A 16,177-nucleotide genomic window follows, 5' to 3' on the forward strand; every position below is an offset into this window, starting at 1 on the left:
TGCCGAAGCGGGCGGTGACCCGTCGGGCCCGGTGTGCGAGCATGGGGTACGTGGGGGAGTGGGCGACGAAAAATGTCCCCCGAACGCACCACCTCCCGGAAATGAATCCGGGGGGCCGCTGGTTGGCACTGGCGGATCACAGTCGTCACAGACCGGGAGTAAGCATGACCGTCCAGGACGAGACCACCGTCGAGAGTGGCATCCTCCTCACCGAGGCCGCTGCGGCCAAGGTCAAGGGCCTGCTGGAGCAGGAAGGCCGCGACGACCTCTCGCTGCGCGTCGCCGTGCAGCCCGGCGGCTGCTCGGGCCTGCGCTACCAGCTGTTCTTCGACGAGCGTTCGCTGGACGGCGACGTCGTCAAGGACTTCAACGGCGTCAAGGTCGTCACCGACCGGATGAGCGCCCCCTACCTGGGCGGTGCCACGGTCGACTTCGTGGACACCATCGAGAAGCAGGGCTTCACCATCGACAACCCGAACGCCACGGGCTCCTGCGCCTGCGGCGACTCGTTCAGCTAGGCCCCGCTCCGAGGCCCGGCACGCCGAGGGCGGCTCCCCCAGCACGGGGGAGCCGCCCTCGCGGCGTTCCGGGACGGCGGGTCAGCGCGGGTCGCCGCCCGCGATGCCGCTCTGCACGGGCAGCTGCTGGCCGGTCGCGGTGTCCACCACGCCGCCGCCGGACATCGGCGTGGGCAGCGTGACGGTCGCCTCCTGCTCCTTGATCAACTGCGGGCAGGCCTTGCCCGGCTCGGCGGTCTTGGTGACCACCAGCCGCAGCTTCACCACCGGCGGGGCGTCCTCCTCCAGCCGGACCCCGTACTTGTCGCAGATCCCGGCGGTGAAGAACACCGTCAGCTGGGTCGGGCTGTCCTGCCGGTAGCCGGTCGCGGGGATCTTCACCGCGGTCGGCGGGCGCTCGCCGACGGCTATCCCGGGCGTGGTCGGCTGACCGGCCGAGGGCTGCGGGCTCGCCTCGGCCGGGGCCGAGGCCGTCCCGCCGGTGCCGGGGCTGGGGTGCGCGCCGGTGCCCGGGTCGGGGCTGGCGCTGGCGGACGGGCTCGCGGACGGCGAGGCGCTGGCGGTGGCCGTGGCGGGCGAACCCGAACTGCCGCACGCGGTCAGCAGGCCGGCCGCGAGGGCCGCGCCGGCCAGCGCGGTGGCGGCCCGGCGCGCGTACGGGGCCTTGGTGGAGACGGCTGCGGTGCTGTCGTCCATGATCTGCGTTCCTCCCGAGGGTCGTGCGGCGCCGCGGTGAGCGGCGCCGCGCCGGTTCGACGTGCCCCGGAGGAAACCGGTTCCGCTACCCGCCGTACTCCGGCATGGCCGCCACCAGTCGGCGCGCCTCCACCGGCACCCGCACCCCCGTCGCGGCCGGCGCGGACACCGCCGGGACCGGCCCGGCGACCGGCCAGAAACGGCCCAACCGGCGCGAGGAGTCCAGCAGTTCGGCCAGCGTCTCGGCCTCGGATTCGTCGGAGCGGCGGGCCGACAGCCACCCGGAGGAGTGATCGATCACCATGCGGTACACCAGCTCCGATCGCCGTGCCGCGGCCACGGTGCCGCGGACTGGACGGGGGCCGCGTCCGGCCCCCGTACTCGTGACCCTAGGCCGCCCCCGGGCGGGAAGACAGCCCTACCGCTCGGTAGTACCCGGTCGGGCCGGTACCGTGGGTGGGTTGTTGCCCCCAGCTCCGGCCACTGCCGGGCCGCCAGAGGAGACCCCGTGCGCATCGCCGTCGCCGGCTCGATCGCCACCGACCACCTGACGACCTTCCCCGGGCGTTTCGCCGACCAGCTGGTGCCCGAGCAGCTGCACACGGTGTCACTGTCCTTCCTGGTCGACACCCTGGACATCCGCCGCGGCGGGGTGGGCCCGAACATCGCCTTCGGCATGGGCGTCCTCGGCCTGAACCCCGTCCTGGTCGGCGCGGCCGGCGGCGACTTCGCCGAGTACCGCAGCTGGCTGGACCGGCACGGCGTCGACACCCTCTCCGTGCACATCTCGGAGACCCGGCACACCGCCCGCTTCATGTGCACCACCGACCAGGAGCACAACCAGATCGCGTCCTTCTACACCGGCGCGATGGCCGAGGCCCGCAACATCGAGCTCCAGCCGATCGCCGACCGGGTCGGCGGCCTCGACCTGGTGCTGATCGGGGCGGACGACCCGGCCGCGATGGTCCGGCACACCCAGGAGTGCCGCACCCGCGGCTACGCCTTCGCGGCCGACCCCTCCCAGCAGCTGGCCCGCCTCGAGGGCGAGGACATCCGGGAGATCGTCGACGGCGCGGCCTACCTCTTCACCAACGAGTACGAGGCGGCGCTGATCGAGTCCAAGACCGGCTGGTCCACGGACGAGATCCTCCGGCGGGTCGGCACCCGGGTCACCACCCTCGGCCCCAAGGGCGTCCGGATCCAGCGCCTCGGCGAGCCCGACATCCTGGTCGGCTGCGCCGCCGAGGAGCGCAAGGCCGACCCGACCGGCGTCGGCGACGCCTTCCGGGCCGGCTTCCTGGCCGGCGTCTCCTGGGACCTCGGCCTGGAGCGCGCCGCCCAGATCGGCTGCATGCTCGCCACCCTGGTGATCGAGACCGTCGGCACCCAGGAGTACGAGCTGCGCGGCGGCCACTTCCTGCAGCGCTTCGAGACGGCCTACGGCCCCGAGGCCGCGGCCGAGCTGCGCGGCAAGCTCAGCCTCTAGTCACCTGGCCGCCCGGTCACCGCCCCCGGTCCGACCGCACCGTGACCAGGTAGGCCGTGCCGCGGTCCCCGCCGTACTCCGCGGCGGGGGCCTCGCCCGCGTAGTCGTGGCCGCACATCTCGCACCAGGCCGGGATGTCGTGCCGGGCCGCCTCGTCGTCGGAGAGGACGGCGATCCGGCCGCCGGGGGCGACCTCGCCGACGTGCTTGGCGAGTTCGATGACCGGGATCGGGCAGCGCTTGCCGAGGGTGTCGAGGACCAGGGCGTCGGCGCTGCCGGTCGGGGGCAGGTCGAGGCCGAGCGGAGCGCGGACCTCGGCGACGACGCGGGGCAGGACCTCGAGGAAGGCGTCGACTTCGGGGCGGGTGGTGCCGGCCGGCAGCGAGATCCGCAGGTTGCCCTCGGTGAGGACGCCCATGGCGGCCAGCACGTGGCTGGGCGTCAGGGTGCTGGAGGTGCAGGAGGAGCCGGAGCTGACCGCGAAGCCGGCCCGGTCGAGCTCGGTGAGCAGCACCTCGCCGTCGACGTAGAGGCAGGAGAAGGTCACCAGGTGGGGGAGCCGCAGCTCGGGGTGGCCGACCACCTCGACGGCGGGGACCAGCTCCGGGACCCGACGGCGGACCAGGTCGACGAGGGCCCGCAGCCGGGCGTTCTCGGCCTCTGCCTCGGCCCGGACGGCGCGCAGCGAGGCCGCCGCGGCCACGATCGCCGGGACGTTGGTGAAGCCGGGCACCCGCCCGCCCTCCCGGTCGTCGGCCGGCAGCGGCGAGGAGTAGCGGACGCCCTTGCGGACGGCGAGCACGCCGACGCCGGCCGGGCCGCCCCACTTGTGCGCGCTCGCGGCGAGCACCGACCAGCCGGCCGGGACCGGCAGCCGCCCGGCGCTCTGCGCGGCGTCGACCAGCAGCGGGACGTCGCCGAGCAGAGCGGCGGTCTCGGTGACCGGCTGCAGGGTGCCGACCTCGTGGTTGGCGGACTGCAGCACGGCGAGCGCGGTGTCGGGGCGCACCGCGGTGGCGAACTCCTCGGCGGACACCCGGCCGTGGCGGTCGACCGGGACGGCGGTGGCGCTGCCGCCGTCGGCCTCCCAGCGTTCGGCGGTGTGCAGCACGGCGGAGTGCTCGACGGCGGAGTGCACCAGGTGGGCGCCGCGCCGGCGGTGGCCGCGCAGGGTGCCGAGGACGCCCAACTGGAGGGCCTGGGTGCCGGATGCGGTGAAGGAGATCTCGTCGGCCCGGGTGCCGAGCACCTCGGCGACGGTCTCCCGGGCGGCGTCCAGCAGCATCCGGGCCTGCCGGGCGGACCGGTGCAGCCGGGCCGGGTCGGCCCAGCCCTCGTCGAGGGCGGCGAGCAGGGCCTGCCGGGCGACGGGGTGCGGAGGGGCGGTGGAGGCGGCGTCGAAGTAGGGCACCCGGCCACCGTAGACGACGCCCCATACGGGGTGATTCCTCCCGTCCCGTCAGCCGTCCGACGCCCCGTCACCCGCGTGTCGCAGCAAGGTCGCCCGTTCGGCCGTGAGAGGCTCGGATGTCCGCCATGACCTGCGACTCCACCCGTCGTTCAGAGGTGCTTCACCCCCCGGGGGCTGATCGGGTAGCCGGGCGGCGCGTTACCGGGGGCTGCCCGTGAGTGCCGCATAAGGATGGAGTAGCGTTTGGCCCGCATAAGCATTCAAACCGTGCCCGTGGCCGGATCACCGAGGAGACCTGACAACGGACTCCGGACGGTGGTGCGTTCCCGGGCGAGACTTCGGGAAGGCGCTACGTGAGTCCCAACGGCTCCGACCGCTCGCCGCGGCGCACGATGCGGCGGAAGCTGCCTCAGGCGCTGGCACTGGGCCTCGTCATCGCGACCGCCACCGGCTGCTCGGCCAACGACCTGCCCAGGCTTGGCCTCCCCAGTCCCGTCACGAAGGAAGGCCCGCTGGTCCTTCACATGTGGCAGGGCTCGTGGATCGCGGCTCTGGTTGTTGGTGCATTGATGTGGGGTCTGATCATCTGGAGCGTGATCTTCCACCGGCGCAGCCGCACCAAGGTGGAGGTCCCCGCTCAGACCCGGTACAACGTGCCCATCGAGGCGCTGTACACCGCGGTCCCCCTCGTCATCGTCTCGGTGCTCTTCTACTTCGTCGCCCGCGACGAGGCCACCCTGACGAAGGTTGACGCGAAGCCCCAGCACACCATCAACGTGGTGGGCTTCCAGTGGAGTTGGGCGTTCAACTACGAGAACTCCGAGATCCCGGACCCGGCGAGCACCACCGCCGCGTACGAGGTCGGCAGCACCAAGGAGCCTCCGACGCTCTACCTGCCGATCAACGAGACCGTGAAGTTCCGGCTGACCTCCAACGACGTCATCCACGACTTCTGGCCCGTCAACTTCATGATGAAGATGGACGTCGTGCCCGGTGTGGTCAACGAGTTCCAGGTCACTCCGACCGCGCTCGGCACCTACCGCGGCAAGTGCGCCGAGCTCTGCGGTGTCGACCACTCCCGGATGCTGTTCAACGTCAAGGTCGTCACGGCCGACGAGTACCAGCAGCACCTCAAGGACCTCCGCGACAAGGGCCAGGCCGGCGCGGTTCCCGCAGGCATCCTCCCCACCACGGGAAGTAGTGAAGAGAAGTGACCATCCTCAACGAGCCCGCCGCGGCCGGTGGGGGAGCCGGGGCCGTCACCTCGGGGACTCCGCGGGTGCGCAAGCCGGGCAACGCGATCATCAAGTGGCTCACCACCACCGACCACAAGACGATCGGCACGATGTACCTGGCGACCTCGTTCGCCTTCTTCCTGATCGGTGGCGTGCTCGCCCTGGTCATGCGTGCCGAGCTGGCCCGCCCGGGCACCCAGATCCTGTCGAACGAGCAGTTCAACCAGGCGTTCACCATGCATGGCACGATCATGCTGCTGATGTTCGCCACCCCGCTGTTCGCGGGCTTCGCCAACTGGATCATGCCGCTCCAGATCGGCGCCCCCGACGTCGCCTTCCCGCGACTGAACATGTTCGCCTACTGGCTGTACCTGTTCGGCTCGATCATCGCGGTGGCGGGCTTCCTGACCCCGCAGGGCGCGGCCGACTTCGGCTGGTTCGCCTACTCGCCGCTGTCCGACGCGGTCCGCTCGCCGGGCATCGGCGCCGACATGTGGATCATGGGTCTGGCCTTCTCCGGCTTCGGCACCATCCTCGGCGCGGTCAACTTCATCACCACGATCATCTGCATGCGCGCGCCCGGCATGACGATGTTCCGGATGTCGATCTTCGTCTGGAACGTCCTGCTGACCGCCGTGCTGGTCCTGCTGGCCTTCCCGGTCCTCGCGGCCGCGCTGTTCGCCCTGGAGGCGGACCGGAAGTTCGGGGCGCACGTCTTCGACCCGTCGAACGGTGGAGCGCTGCTCTGGCAGCACCTGTTCTGGTTCTTCGGCCACCCCGAGGTGTACATCATCGCGCTGCCGTTCTTCGGCATCGTCTCCGAGATCATCCCGGTCTTCAGCCGCAAGCCGATGTTCGGCTACTCCGGCCTGATCGCCGCGACCATCGCCATCGCCGGCCTCTCGGTGACGGTGTGGGCGCACCACATGTACGTGACCGGGCAGGTCCTGCTGCCCTTCTTCTCGTTCATGACCTTCCTGATCGCGGTCCCGACCGGTGTGAAGTTCTTCAACTGGGTCGGCACCATGTGGAAGGGCTCGCTGAGCTTCGAGACCCCGATGCTCTGGACGGTCGGCTTCCTGGTCACCTTCCTGTTCGGCGGCCTGACCGGCGTCCTGCTGGCCTCCCCGCCGATCGACTTCCACGTCTCGGACTCGTACTTCGTCGTCGCGCACTTCCACTACGTGGTGTTCGGCACCGTCGTCTTCGCCATGTTCGCCGGCTTCCACTTCTGGTGGCCGAAGATGACCGGCAAGATGCTGGACGAGCGCCTCGGCAAGATCACCTTCTGGACGCTGTTCATCGGCTTCCACACCACCTTCCTGGTCCAGCACTGGCTGGGCGCCGAGGGCATGCCGCGCCGGTACGCCGACTACCTGGCGAGCGACGGCTTCACCACGCTGAACACCATCTCGACCATCGGCTCGTTCCTGCTCGGCCTGTCGATCCTGCCGTTCCTCTACAACGTCTGGAAGACCGCCAAGTACGGCGAGAAGGTCGTGGTCGACGACCCGTGGGGCTACGGCCGCTCGCTGGAGTGGGCGACCTCCTGCCCGCCGCCGCGGCACAACTTCACCACCCTGCCCCGGATCCGCTCCGAGTCCCCGGCCTTCGACCTCCACCACCCGGAGATCGCCGCGCTGGACTACCTGGAGAACCACGGCGAGGCGGCCAAGCACTTCGAGGGCGTGACCCCCGCGCAGTACGACCGTCCGTCGCTGGGCAAGGGCAAGAATGAGGGTGACGCCCGATGAAGGAACAGGGAAAGATCTTCGCGGGTCTCGCCGTGTTCGTGCTGGCGATCGCCATCACCTACATGGTGTGGACCATGAAGTCGGACCACGGCCTGGAGGCCGCCGGCACCACCGCGCTGTTCCTGGCCTTCGGCCTGTGCGCCTTCATCGGCTTCTACCTGGCGTTCACCGCCAAGCGGGTGGACACCGGCGCGGGTGACAACCCCGAGGCCCAGGTCTCGGACGACGCCGGCGAGGTGGGCTTCTTCGCCCCGCACAGCTGGCAGCCGCTCTCCCTGGCGATCGGTGGCGCGCTGGCCTTCCTGGGCGTCATCTTCGGCTGGTGGCTGCTGTTCTGGTCGATCCCGATCATCCTCATCGGCCTGTTCGGCTGGGTGTTCGAGTTCTACCGCGGCGAGAACCAGAACCAGTAGGTTCCGGATCGCGCAAGCCGTACGGCGGGCCGGGTACTCCCCTCGGGGGGTGCCCGGCCCCGTCGTTTCCCCGGGAACCCCGGGGGTTGTCCCCCGACCGGGTTACCCGGAGTGCCGCTCGGGTGACGCCTTCCTACGCTCTGAGGCAGGTTCATACCCCTGGGAGGTTCCGTTGAAGGGCTCTCGGATAGTTGGCAGTTCCCGGACCGCGCTGGCCGCCATGCTGGTACTGGCCCCGGCCGCGGCCTGTTCCTCCGGCGGCGGGTCCGCCGAGAAGGATTCGGCCCGTCAGATCGACGTCGCCCCGCTGATCCACACCTCGGCCGCCGGGGAGAAGGCCGACCCGGCGAAGGCGTTCAGCGTCACCGCGGACGGCACCGCCAAGCTCGGCACCGTCACCGTCACCGGTCCCGACGGGAAGCCGGTGGCCGGTCAGCTCGCCGCCGACCAGCAGCACTGGCAGACCACCGACCCGCTCCGGGCCGGCGCCGCGTACACCGTCAAGGTCGCGGCCGAGGACGGCAAGGGCGGCCACGGCGAGGCCGACTCCGCCTTCACCACCGCCGACGCGCAGCACGTCGTCACCGCCGAACTCGGCCCCGACAGCGCGGGCAGCGGCGTCTACGGCGTCGGCCAGCCGCTCACCGTCAAGCTCTCCGAGGCGGTCACCGACCCGGCGGCCCGGCAGCAGATCGAACGCGGACTGACCGTCACCTCGCAGCCCGCCGTCACCGGCGCCTGGTACTGGGTCGACGACGAGAACCTGCACTTCCGGCCGCAGGAGTACTGGCCCGCGAACACCACCGTCAAGCTCGCCTACGACCTGCCCGGCATCCGGATATCCGACGGCGTCTACGGCGGCGAGGAGCAGAGCCTCGCGCTGCGCACCGGTGACCGGATCGAGGCGGTGGTCGACGCGGGCACCGACCAGCTGACGTACAAGCGCAACGGCGAGGTGGTGAAGACCATCCCGGTCACCACCGGCAAGCCCGGCTTCGACACCCGCAACGGCGTCAAGGTGGTGCTCGGCCAGGAGTCCGACGTCCGGATGAGCAGCGAGACGATCGGCATCGCGGCGGGCAGCAGCGAGTCCTACGACCTGGACGTGAAGTGGGCGACCCGGGTGACCTGGAGCGGCGAGTACGTGCACGCGGCGCCGTGGTCGGTGTGGGCGCAGGGCAAGGAGAACGTCAGCCACGGCTGCACCGGCATGAGCACCGACGAGGCGAAGTGGTTCTTCGACAACACCCGGGTCGGCGACATCGTGCAGGTGGTCAACAGCAAGGGCCACGACATGGAGCCGTTCGGCAACGGGTTCGGTGACTGGAACGTGGGCTTCGACGAGTACGTGAAGCACAGCGCGCTGGGCAAGCCGGTCAGCACGGCGGCGCCCGAGACGGGGGTGAACGCGACGCCCGGCCCGTCGGCGGGCGCGAGCACGAGCGCGGGTGCGAGCGGTTCGGCTTCGGCCTCGGTCTCCGCTTCGACGGGGGCGGTGCGGGCCGCTGGCCGGTGACGTGCGGCGAGGTCCGCCCGGGGAGCCGTGGGCTCCGGCCGGGCGGACCTCGCCGTTCGCCGACGGGGTCAGGCGGTGCGGTGGCGGGGCATCAGGAACCAGTAGGCCGCGGCGGCGGTGAGCATGCCGGCGGGCAGGGAGAGGTCGGTGCCGCCGAGGGCTTCCGCAACCCAGCCGGTGAAGAGCCGGGTGGAGAGGCAGAGGGTGGCGGCGGCGGTGCCGAGGACGAGGGCGGCCGCGCCGGCCCAGTTGACGCCGTGGGAGTACCAGTAGGGGGAGGCGGGGGTCTCGTCGATGAGGTCGGGGCCGCGGTAGCGGTTGCGGCGCCAGAGGATGTCGGTGGCGTAGACGGCCATCACCGGGCCGGTGAGGGCGACCATCAGCTCCAGCATGTTGTTGACGGTGTCGAGGAAGTTGGAGACCAGCAGCGCGTACAGGGTGAGCGCGACGCCCAGCGCGCCGTCCAGGGCGACGCTGCGGGAGCGGCGGATGCGCAGGCCGACGGCCTGCAGGGCGAGGCCGGAGGAGTAGGCGGTCATGGCGTTGTTGGCGATCGCGCTGAGGACGATGGCGAGCAGGAAGAACGGCCGGAACCAGCCGGGCAGGACGGCGGTGAGGGCGGACTGCGGGTCCGTCATGTCGAGGGTGGTGGCGGCGAGGCTGCCGAGGGCGGTGAACAGCACGCTGGGGACGAAGGCGCCCAGCGCCGTCCAGCCGGCCACCGCGCGGGGCGGGGTGGTGCGGGGCAGGTAGCGGGAGAAGTCGGCGCTGGTGGAGTACGACAGCGGGGCGGAGGCGATCAGCGCGGTGCCGCCGGCCAGCGCGGCGACCAGGGCGGTGCCGTGCAGGGGGTCGGCGGGGCGGTAGTGCCAGTCGGTGTGGCCGCCGGTCAGCAGGTAGCCGGTGAGCAGCAGGAAGACCGCGGTCAGGACCAGGGTGAACGGCCCGTACAGGCGGACGATGGTGGCGTGGCCGTAGACCGAGATGGCCAGCGTGGCGGCCGCGATCAGCACGATGACCAGGACCTTGAGCGGGGTGCCCGGGGTGATCCCGGCCCGTTCGGCGAGGCCGAACGCGGCGAGCGAGGCGGCGGCCCAGTTGAGGGCGAGGTAGCAGACCGAGACCAGCCAGCCGGTGACGGCGATGTTCACCCGGTTGCCGCGGACGCCGAACATGGCCCGCATGATGACCTCGCTGGGGGCGCCCGCGGCCGGGCCGCTGACGGCGAGCAGGCCGACGCCGGCCCAGAGCAGGTTGCCGGCCGCGATGACGGCCAGCGACTGCCACAGGTCGAGCCCGATCAGCACCAGGGTGCCGCCGACCACCAGGTTGAGGTAGCTGACGTTGGGGGCGGCCCAGACGGCGAACAGGTCGCGGGGGCGGCCGTGGCGCTCGGCGTCGGGGATGTGGTCGATGCCGTGCGCCTCGATCCGTCCGGCCCGGTCGGCCGCCGGTGGGGGCGTGGGGAGCTCCGTGTGGGGGTCTGGAATCGTGGATTCCATGGAGTCCTCCGAGGTTTCGAGTGCGGGTGCCGGTGCGGTCGGCGGTGCGGGAGCGGCCGATGCGGAAGGCGGCTTGTCTATTGGTCGCACATCCAATAGCGTGCGGGGCATGTCGTCAAGCGGCCGACCGAAACGGGTGCGCAAGAACCCCGAGGCCAGGCGGGCGGAGATCGTGGCCACCGCGGCCCGGATCGCCCTCGCCGAGGGCCTGGAGTGCATCACGATGCGGCGGGTCGCCGAGGAGCTGGACGTCCGTCCCGGACTGATCAGCCACTACTTCCCGGTCGCCGAGGAACTGGTCGCCGAAGCCTTCGGTGCCGCCGCGTCCGGGGAACTGGCCGAGCTGCTGCCCGACGCCGACGCCGCCCTCCCGGCGGTCCGGCGCCTGGCCCGCTTCCTCGAGCGCACCGGGGGGCCGCGCTACGACGAGCTGAGCCGGCTGTGGCTGAACGCCCGCCACCTCAGCCGGTTCCGACCCGCCCTGCGGGAACGGGTCGGCCGGCAGGAGGCGCTCTGGCGGGACGCACTGACGGCACTGCTGCGCGACGGCGTCGCGTCCGGGGAGTTCCGCACCCCGGACCCGCACGTCACCGCGATCCAGCTCCTGGTCGTCCTGGACGGCCTGGGGGCGCACGCCAACACCGACCGCACCGGGCGACCCGGGGCGGTCACCGGGATGGCGCACGCCCTCGCCGAACGCGAACTCGGCCTGCCGGCCGGGGCGCTCGGCACCCCGCACTGACCGCACCACCGCTGAGGAGCCACCCGTGCACCCCGACCTCGTCCTGACCAACGCCCGGCTGCTCGACCCCGGCAGCGGGGACTTCCTGCCGCACGACGCGCTCGTCCTGAGCGGCGGCCGGATCGCCGGGTTCGGGGCGGCCGCCGCGGCCGCCGCGGCCGGCGCCGAGGTGCTCGACCTGGGCGGCGCGGTGGTCGTCCCCGGGCTGACCGACGGCCACCTGCACCCCGTCTCGGGCGCCGAGCGCACCGCCGGGGTGGACCTGTCGGGGTGCACCGACCTGGAGGGCGTCCGGGCCGCGCTGGCCGGGGCGGTGCGGGAACTGCCGGCCGGGCAGTGGCTGCGCGGCTGGGGCCTGGACCCGAACGCCTTCGGCGACCTGCCGGTCTCCGCCGACAGCGTGGGCCCGGTGCTGGACGGCGTCCCCGCCGCGATCGACCTGTTCGACGCGCACTCCATGCTGGCCAGCCGCCGGGCGCTGGAACTGGCCGGGATCGACGGGCCGCGCCGCTTCGAGCAGGGCTCCGCCGAGGTGGTCTGCGACCCGGCGGGCCGCCCGACCGGCCTGCTGCTGGAGGACGCCGCCTGCGAGCTGGTCGAGGCCGTCGCCCCCCGTCCGAGCTTCGAGGAGCTCTGCCGGGCCAGCGCCGAGGTGCTGCGGCGGATGGCCGCGGCCGGCCTCACCGGCGGCCACGCGATGGACGCCAACGGCGAGAGCCTGGCCGTCTACGCGGCCCTGGAGGAGCGCGGACAGCTCCCGCTGCGGCTGCGGATCGCCCCCTGGGTGCAGCCCGGCGCGAGCCCGGCGGACCTGGCCGAACTGGTCCGGCGCCAGGGCGGGGGCGGCCGGCGCTGGCGGGTCGACGGGGCGAAGCTCTTCATGGACGGCACCATCGACAACGGCACCGCCTGGCTGGAGCACCCGGACTGCCACGGCGAGTCGACCGGCGCGTTCTGGCCCGACCCGGCCGAGTACACCCGGGTGATCGGCGAACTCCACCGGGCCGGGGTGCCGACCGCGACGCACGCGATCGGGGACGCGGCCGTCCGGCACGTCCTGGACGCGGTGGAGCGGGCGGTGGCCGCGCACGGCAGGGGCGCGGTGCGGCACCGGGTCGAGCACGTCGAGACGGTGCCCGACGACACCGTCGCCCGGTTCGCCGCGCTGGGCGTGGCCGCCTCGATGCAGCCCACCCACTGCACCGAGTACACCCGCGCCGACCACACCGACAACTGGTCCCGCCGGCTCGGCGAGGAGCGGGCCAACCGGGCCTTCCGCTGCCGCGACCTGGCCGCGGCCGGCGCCCGGGTGGTGCTCGGCTCGGACTGGCCGATCGCGCCGTTCGAACCGCTGGGCGTGATGGCCGGCGCCCGGCACCGGCGGCCCGCCCGCGACCTGCGGCAGCCGCCGCACCTGCCCGGGCAGGCGCTGACGCCGCTCCAGGCGCTGGCCGGCTACACCCTCGCCCCGGCCTGGGCGGCGGGGGAGGAGGACCGGGCCGGACGGCTCGCGGTCGGCCACCGGGCGGACCTGACGGTCCTCGCGGAGAACCCGCTGACCGTGCCGGACACCGAACTGGCGGGCGTGCCGGTGCTGTTGACGGTGTCGGACGGCGAGGTCACGCACCGGGCGGTGTGACGGCGGCAGGACGGCAGGACGGACGGCGCGGCCGGATTCCCCGGGAGGGGCCGGCCGCGCCGTCGTGCTGTGCCGGTCAGCGGTAGGCGGCGTCCAGGGCGGTGGCGATCGCGGCCAGGGCCTCGTCGTGGCTGAGGCCGAGGTGGGCGGCGCGGGCCGCGTACTCGGTCGCGGCGGTGGCGGCGAGGCGGTGGGAGGTGTCCCCGGTGGGGGCGATGGTGGTGCCGGCCCGGCCGCGGGTCTCGACCACGCCGTCGGCCTCCAGCTCGCGGTAGGCGCGGGCCACCGTGTTCGCGGCGAGGCCGAGCCGTTCGGCGAGGGCGCGGACGGTGGGGAGCTTCAGGCCGATCGGGAGCTCGCCGCTACGGGCCTGGGCCGCGATCTGCGAGCGGACCTGCTCGTAGGGCGGTGTGGGGGACTGGGGATCGATCGCCACGTGCACCCGGCCAACATAACAGGGCGTCAGGGAAAGTCCCGTCCGGATATGCCAGAACCCCCACCGGCCGGGGCCGGTGGGGGTTCTGACGTGGCGTGACAGCTACACGGGATCAGTGGTGGCCGTGGCCGCTGGTGATCTCGTGGTACTCCTCGGTGGTGGGCTTGGCGATCTGGTTGCCCTCGCCGTAGAAGCCCTCGGAGAGCTTCACCCGGGTCTTGGTGATCACGCCGGCCTTGCGGGCCACACCGTTCTCGTCCGTCTCGGCGGGCAGCTCCAGCGGCTGGGGCTGCTCGTGGGCGGTGAGGGTGTGCAGGTCCTTCTGCGCCAGCGGGGTGTGGACCTCGACGAACTCGCCGTGCGGCAGGCGCTTGATGATGCCGGACTCGCGTCCGTGCAGCACCTTCTCCTTGTCGCGGCGCTGGAGGCCGAGGCACCAGCGCTTGGTGACGATGAAGGTGAGGACCGGCACCACGAAGAAGCCGACGCGGACCGCGTAGGTGATCGTGTTGATCGACATGTGCAGGTGGGTGGCGAACAGGTCGTTGCCACCGCCGACCAGCAGGACCAGGTACAGCGCGATCCAGGCCGCGCCGAACGCGGTGCGGACCGGGGCGTTGCGCGGGCGGTCCAGGATGTGGTGCTCGCGCTTGTCACCGGTGACCCAGGACTCGATGAACGGCCACACCGCGATGGCGACCAGGACCAGCGGGAAGATCATCAGCGGGATGAACACGCCCAGGTTCAGGGTGTGGCCGCCCCAGACGGAGATCTCCCAGCCCGGCATGAAGCGGATCAGGCCCTCGGCGAAGCCCATGTACCAGTCGGGCTGGGCGTCGGTGGAGACCTGGTCCGGACGGTACGGGCCGTACGCCCAGACCGGGTTGATCGTGGCGATCGCGGACATCGCCGCGATGATGCCGAAGACCAGGAAGAAGAAGCCGCCGGCCTTGGCCATGTAGACCGGCATCAGCGGCATGCCGACGACGTTCTTCTCGGTCTTGCCCGGGCCCGCCCACTGGGTGTGCTTGTGGTAGAAGACCAGGATCAGGTGCGCGACCAGCAGGCCCAGCATGATGCCCGGGATGAGCAGCACGTGGATGGTGAAGAAGCGCGGGATGATGTCGGTGCCCGGGAACTCGCCGCCGAACAGGAACATCTGGATGTAGGTGCCCACGATCGGCACCGCCAGGATCGCGCCCTCCATGAAGCGGATGCCGGTGCCCGACAGCAGGTCGTCCGGCAGCGAGTAGCCGAAGAAGCCGTCGAAGAAGCCCAGGCACAGCAGCAGGAAGCCGAACAGCCAGTTGATCTCGCGCGGCTTGCGGAACGCGCCGGTGAAGAAGACGCGCATCATGTGGACGAACATCGCGGCCACGAAGACCAGCGCGGCCCAGTGGTGGATCTGACGGATCAGCAGACCGCCGCGGACCTCGAAGCTGATGTTCACCGTGGAGGCGTACGCCTCCGACATCTTGATGCCGTTCAGCGGCAGGTAGGTGCCGTGGTAGACGGTCTCCGCCATGCTCGGCTTGAAGAACAGCGTCAGGTACACACCCGTGAGGATGATGATGATGAAGCTGTAGAGGCAGATCTCGCCGAGCATGAAGGACCAGTGGTCCGGGAAGATCTTGCGCAGGTTGGCCTTGGCCAGGGAGTAGAGCCCGAGCCGGCCGTCGACCCAGTCAACAGCCGCCTCGGCCTTGTTCGCGGGCTTGGCCCGCGTGCTGGCCGGCTTGGAGGCACTGTTGGTGCCGCTTGCGGAACTCATCGCGGACGCTCCCAGTAGCTCGGGCCGACGGGCTCGTCGAAGTCGCCGGTGGCGACCAGGAAGCCCTGCTCATCGGTGGTGATCTTCAGCTGCGGCAGCGGGTGGCCGGCCGGGCCGAAGATGACGCGAGCGCCGTCCGCCAGGTCGAAGGTCGACTGGTGGCAGGGGCAGAGCGCGTGGTGGGTCTGCTGCTCGTACAGCGAGATCGGGCAGCCGACGTGGGTGCAGATCTTCGAGTAGGCGAGGATGCCCTCGAAGCCCTTGTCCCGGGACTTGGTGTCCTTGATGTCCTCCGGGGCGATCCGGATGAGCATCAGGGCGTCCTTGGCGATCTTCTGCTGGAAGTCCTCCGCCGACTCCTCCAGGCCCTCGGGCTTGGCGAAGGTGAGCGAGCCCTGGACGATGTCCTCGGGCTTCATCGGCTGGTCGGTGTTCATGTTGACCAGCTTGATCGGCTTGTTGGCGGTGGCCTCCACCCAGCCGGTGTGCAGGAGCTTCTTCTCCGGCAGCGGGCCGAGGTCGCGCAGCAGCACCACGCCGGACAGCGGCACCAGGGCCATCGAGCCGATCAGGGTGTTGCGGATCATCTTGCGGCGGCCGAAGGCCGACTCCGCGGCACCGGTCTTGAACTGCTCGATGACGTCGTTGCGGACGTCGTCGTCGGCCTCGATCGGGTGGCGCTCGGCCGGCAGCTCGTGGTCCGACATCAGGGTGCGGGCCCAGTGGACCGCGCCCGCGCCGATGCAGAACAGCGCCACGCCGAGGGTCATGCCCAGGGCGAAGTTGAGCGCGCTGACGTGGCCCAGCGGGAAGATGTAGACGATCTTGTCGGCGTCGATCGACGCGTACGACGCGATGAAGCCGACGGTCGCCAGCATCGACACCACGAACAGCAGCGACACCTGGCGCTCGGCCCGCTTGGCGGCCCGCTCGTCGATGTCGGTCCGACGCGGCTCGTGGGCCGGCAGGCCCGGGTCGGCGAACGGGTCGCCGTGGGTGGCGACGTCCGTGCCGTGGGAGGCGCCGTGCGCCTCCGGCAGGTTCTCTGACATGTCGTG

General features: G+C 71.7%; 15 protein-coding genes. 8 read left to right on the forward strand and 7 right to left on the reverse strand.

The genetic code is table 11. From position 1 onward, the window contains the following. Positions 1–164: 164 nt before the first annotated feature. Positions 165–518: an iron-sulfur cluster insertion protein ErpA gene (gene erpA, locus EDD39_RS14955; RefSeq protein WP_030460963.1), complete on the forward strand. Its 354-nt coding sequence runs from the start codon at positions 165–167 to the stop codon at positions 516–518. Between the two features lie 81 nt (positions 519–599). On the opposite strand, the gene EDD39_RS14960 is transcribed toward erpA, so the two are convergent. Together EDD39_RS14960 and EDD39_RS14965 are read right to left on the reverse strand one after the other, a co-directional pair. After that, entirely contained in the window at positions 600–1,214 is a 615-nt protein-coding gene (locus tag EDD39_RS14960) for a hypothetical protein (protein ID WP_123556341.1), read from the reverse strand. 85 nt (positions 1,215–1,299) lie between these two features. Then, complete coding sequence (locus EDD39_RS14965) at positions 1,300–1,518, reverse strand: hypothetical protein (protein WP_123818738.1); 219 nt, start codon at positions 1,516–1,518, stop codon at positions 1,300–1,302. A gap of 204 nt (positions 1,519–1,722) precedes the next feature. Here EDD39_RS14965 and EDD39_RS14970 point away from each other — a divergent pair, with 204 nt between their 5' ends. Then, positions 1,723–2,700: a carbohydrate kinase family protein gene (locus EDD39_RS14970; protein ID WP_123556345.1), complete on the forward strand. Its 978-nt coding sequence runs from the start codon at positions 1,723–1,725 to the stop codon at positions 2,698–2,700. Between the two features lie 16 nt (positions 2,701–2,716). On the opposite strand, the gene EDD39_RS14975 is transcribed toward EDD39_RS14970, so the two are convergent. Then, positions 2,717–4,111: a cysteine desulfurase/sulfurtransferase TusA family protein gene (locus EDD39_RS14975; RefSeq protein ID WP_123556347.1), complete on the reverse strand. Its 1,395-nt coding sequence runs from the start codon at positions 4,109–4,111 to the stop codon at positions 2,717–2,719. Between the two features lie 353 nt (positions 4,112–4,464). Between EDD39_RS14975 and ctaC the strand changes: the two genes are divergently transcribed. The 4 genes from ctaC to EDD39_RS14995 all read left to right on the forward strand — a co-directional run bounded on the left by ctaC (position 4,465) and on the right by EDD39_RS14995 (position 9,029). Continuing rightward, positions 4,465–5,325 carry an aa3-type cytochrome oxidase subunit II gene (gene ctaC / locus EDD39_RS14980; RefSeq protein WP_030460968.1) on the forward strand — a complete coding sequence of 287 codons (861 nt, stop codon included), beginning with the start codon at positions 4,465–4,467 and terminating at the stop codon, positions 5,323–5,325. Further along, the gene (ctaD, locus tag EDD39_RS14985; protein ID WP_123556349.1) at positions 5,322–7,100 is read left to right on the forward strand and encodes an aa3-type cytochrome oxidase subunit I; all 1,779 of its coding nucleotides are present in this window, start codon (positions 5,322–5,324) and stop codon (positions 7,098–7,100) included. The genes ctaC and ctaD overlap by 4 nt, the downstream gene beginning before the upstream one ends. Beyond that, positions 7,097–7,513 (forward strand): cytochrome c oxidase subunit 4, encoded by a 417-nt coding sequence (locus tag EDD39_RS14990; protein WP_123556351.1) that lies wholly within the window; start codon positions 7,097–7,099, stop codon positions 7,511–7,513. Before ctaD ends, EDD39_RS14990 begins: the two co-directional genes overlap by 4 nt. 220 nt (positions 7,514–7,733) lie before the next feature. Beyond that, positions 7,734–9,029, forward strand: a complete 1,296-nt coding sequence (locus EDD39_RS14995) for a L,D-transpeptidase (RefSeq protein WP_123556353.1) — start codon at positions 7,734–7,736, stop codon at positions 9,027–9,029. Positions 9,030–9,097: 68 nt separating this feature from the next. On the opposite strand, the gene EDD39_RS15000 is transcribed toward EDD39_RS14995, so the two are convergent. Continuing rightward, positions 9,098–10,531, reverse strand: a complete 1,434-nt coding sequence (locus EDD39_RS15000; RefSeq protein WP_123556355.1) for a purine-cytosine permease family protein — start codon at positions 10,529–10,531, stop codon at positions 9,098–9,100. Between the two features lie 109 nt (positions 10,532–10,640). On the opposite strand from EDD39_RS15000, the gene EDD39_RS15005 reads away from it, so the two are divergent. Then, on the forward strand, positions 10,641–11,273 hold the full coding sequence (locus tag EDD39_RS15005) for a TetR/AcrR family transcriptional regulator (RefSeq protein WP_123556357.1): 633 nt from the start codon (positions 10,641–10,643) through the stop codon (positions 11,271–11,273). A gap of 25 nt (positions 11,274–11,298) precedes the next feature. After that, positions 11,299–12,912 (forward strand): amidohydrolase, encoded by a 1,614-nt coding sequence (locus EDD39_RS15010; RefSeq protein ID WP_123556359.1) that lies wholly within the window; start codon positions 11,299–11,301, stop codon positions 12,910–12,912. Positions 12,913–12,988: 76 nt separating this feature from the next. Here EDD39_RS15010 and EDD39_RS15015 read toward each other — a convergent pair whose 3' ends face one another. The 3 genes from EDD39_RS15015 to qcrA all read right to left on the reverse strand — a co-directional run bounded on the left by EDD39_RS15015 (position 12,989) and on the right by qcrA (position 16,171). Next, positions 12,989–13,354 (reverse strand): GntR family transcriptional regulator, encoded by a 366-nt coding sequence (locus EDD39_RS15015; protein ID WP_123556362.1) that lies wholly within the window; start codon positions 13,352–13,354, stop codon positions 12,989–12,991. A gap of 106 nt (positions 13,355–13,460) precedes the next feature. Further along, a complete protein-coding gene (gene qcrB, locus EDD39_RS15020) occupies positions 13,461–15,119 on the reverse strand; it encodes a cytochrome bc1 complex cytochrome b subunit (protein ID WP_123556364.1) in 1,659 nt (552 codons plus the stop codon). Then, entirely contained in the window at positions 15,116–16,171 is a 1,056-nt protein-coding gene (gene qcrA / locus EDD39_RS15025; protein WP_244256732.1) for a cytochrome bc1 complex Rieske iron-sulfur subunit, read from the reverse strand. Before qcrA ends, qcrB begins: the two co-directional genes overlap by 4 nt. Positions 16,172–16,177 lie beyond the last annotated feature (6 nt).

The sequence above is a fragment of the Kitasatospora cineracea genome (assembly GCF_003751605.1).
In the GTDB taxonomy this organism is placed as follows: Bacteria; Actinomycetota; Actinomycetes; order Streptomycetales; family Streptomycetaceae; genus Kitasatospora; species Kitasatospora cineracea.

What these genes read in the sequence shown, in the direction of transcription:
- erpA (WP_030460963.1), top strand. Translation starts at nt 165, where the DNA reads ATGACCGTCCAGGACGAGACCACCGTCGAGAGTGGCATCCTCCTCACC.
- EDD39_RS14960 (WP_123556341.1), bottom strand. Translation starts at nt 1,214, where the DNA reads ATGGACGACAGCACCGCAGCCGTCTCCACCAAGGCCCCGTACGCGCGC.
- EDD39_RS14965 (WP_123818738.1), bottom strand. Translation starts at nt 1,518, where the DNA reads ATGGTGATCGATCACTCCTCCGGGTGGCTGTCGGCCCGCCGCTCCGAC.
- EDD39_RS14990 (WP_123556351.1), top strand. Translation starts at nt 7,097, where the DNA reads ATGAAGGAACAGGGAAAGATCTTCGCGGGTCTCGCCGTGTTCGTGCTG.
- EDD39_RS14995 (WP_123556353.1), top strand. Translation starts at nt 7,734, where the DNA reads ATGCTGGTACTGGCCCCGGCCGCGGCCTGTTCCTCCGGCGGCGGGTCC.
- EDD39_RS15000 (WP_123556355.1), bottom strand. Translation starts at nt 10,531, where the DNA reads ATGGAATCCACGATTCCAGACCCCCACACGGAGCTCCCCACGCCCCCA.
- EDD39_RS15005 (WP_123556357.1), top strand. Translation starts at nt 10,641, where the DNA reads ATGTCGTCAAGCGGCCGACCGAAACGGGTGCGCAAGAACCCCGAGGCC.
- qcrB (WP_123556364.1), bottom strand. Translation starts at nt 15,119, where the DNA reads ATGAGTTCCGCAAGCGGCACCAACAGTGCCTCCAAGCCGGCCAGCACG.
- qcrA (WP_244256732.1), bottom strand. Translation starts at nt 16,171, where the DNA reads ATGTCAGAGAACCTGCCGGAGGCGCACGGCGCCTCCCACGGCACGGAC.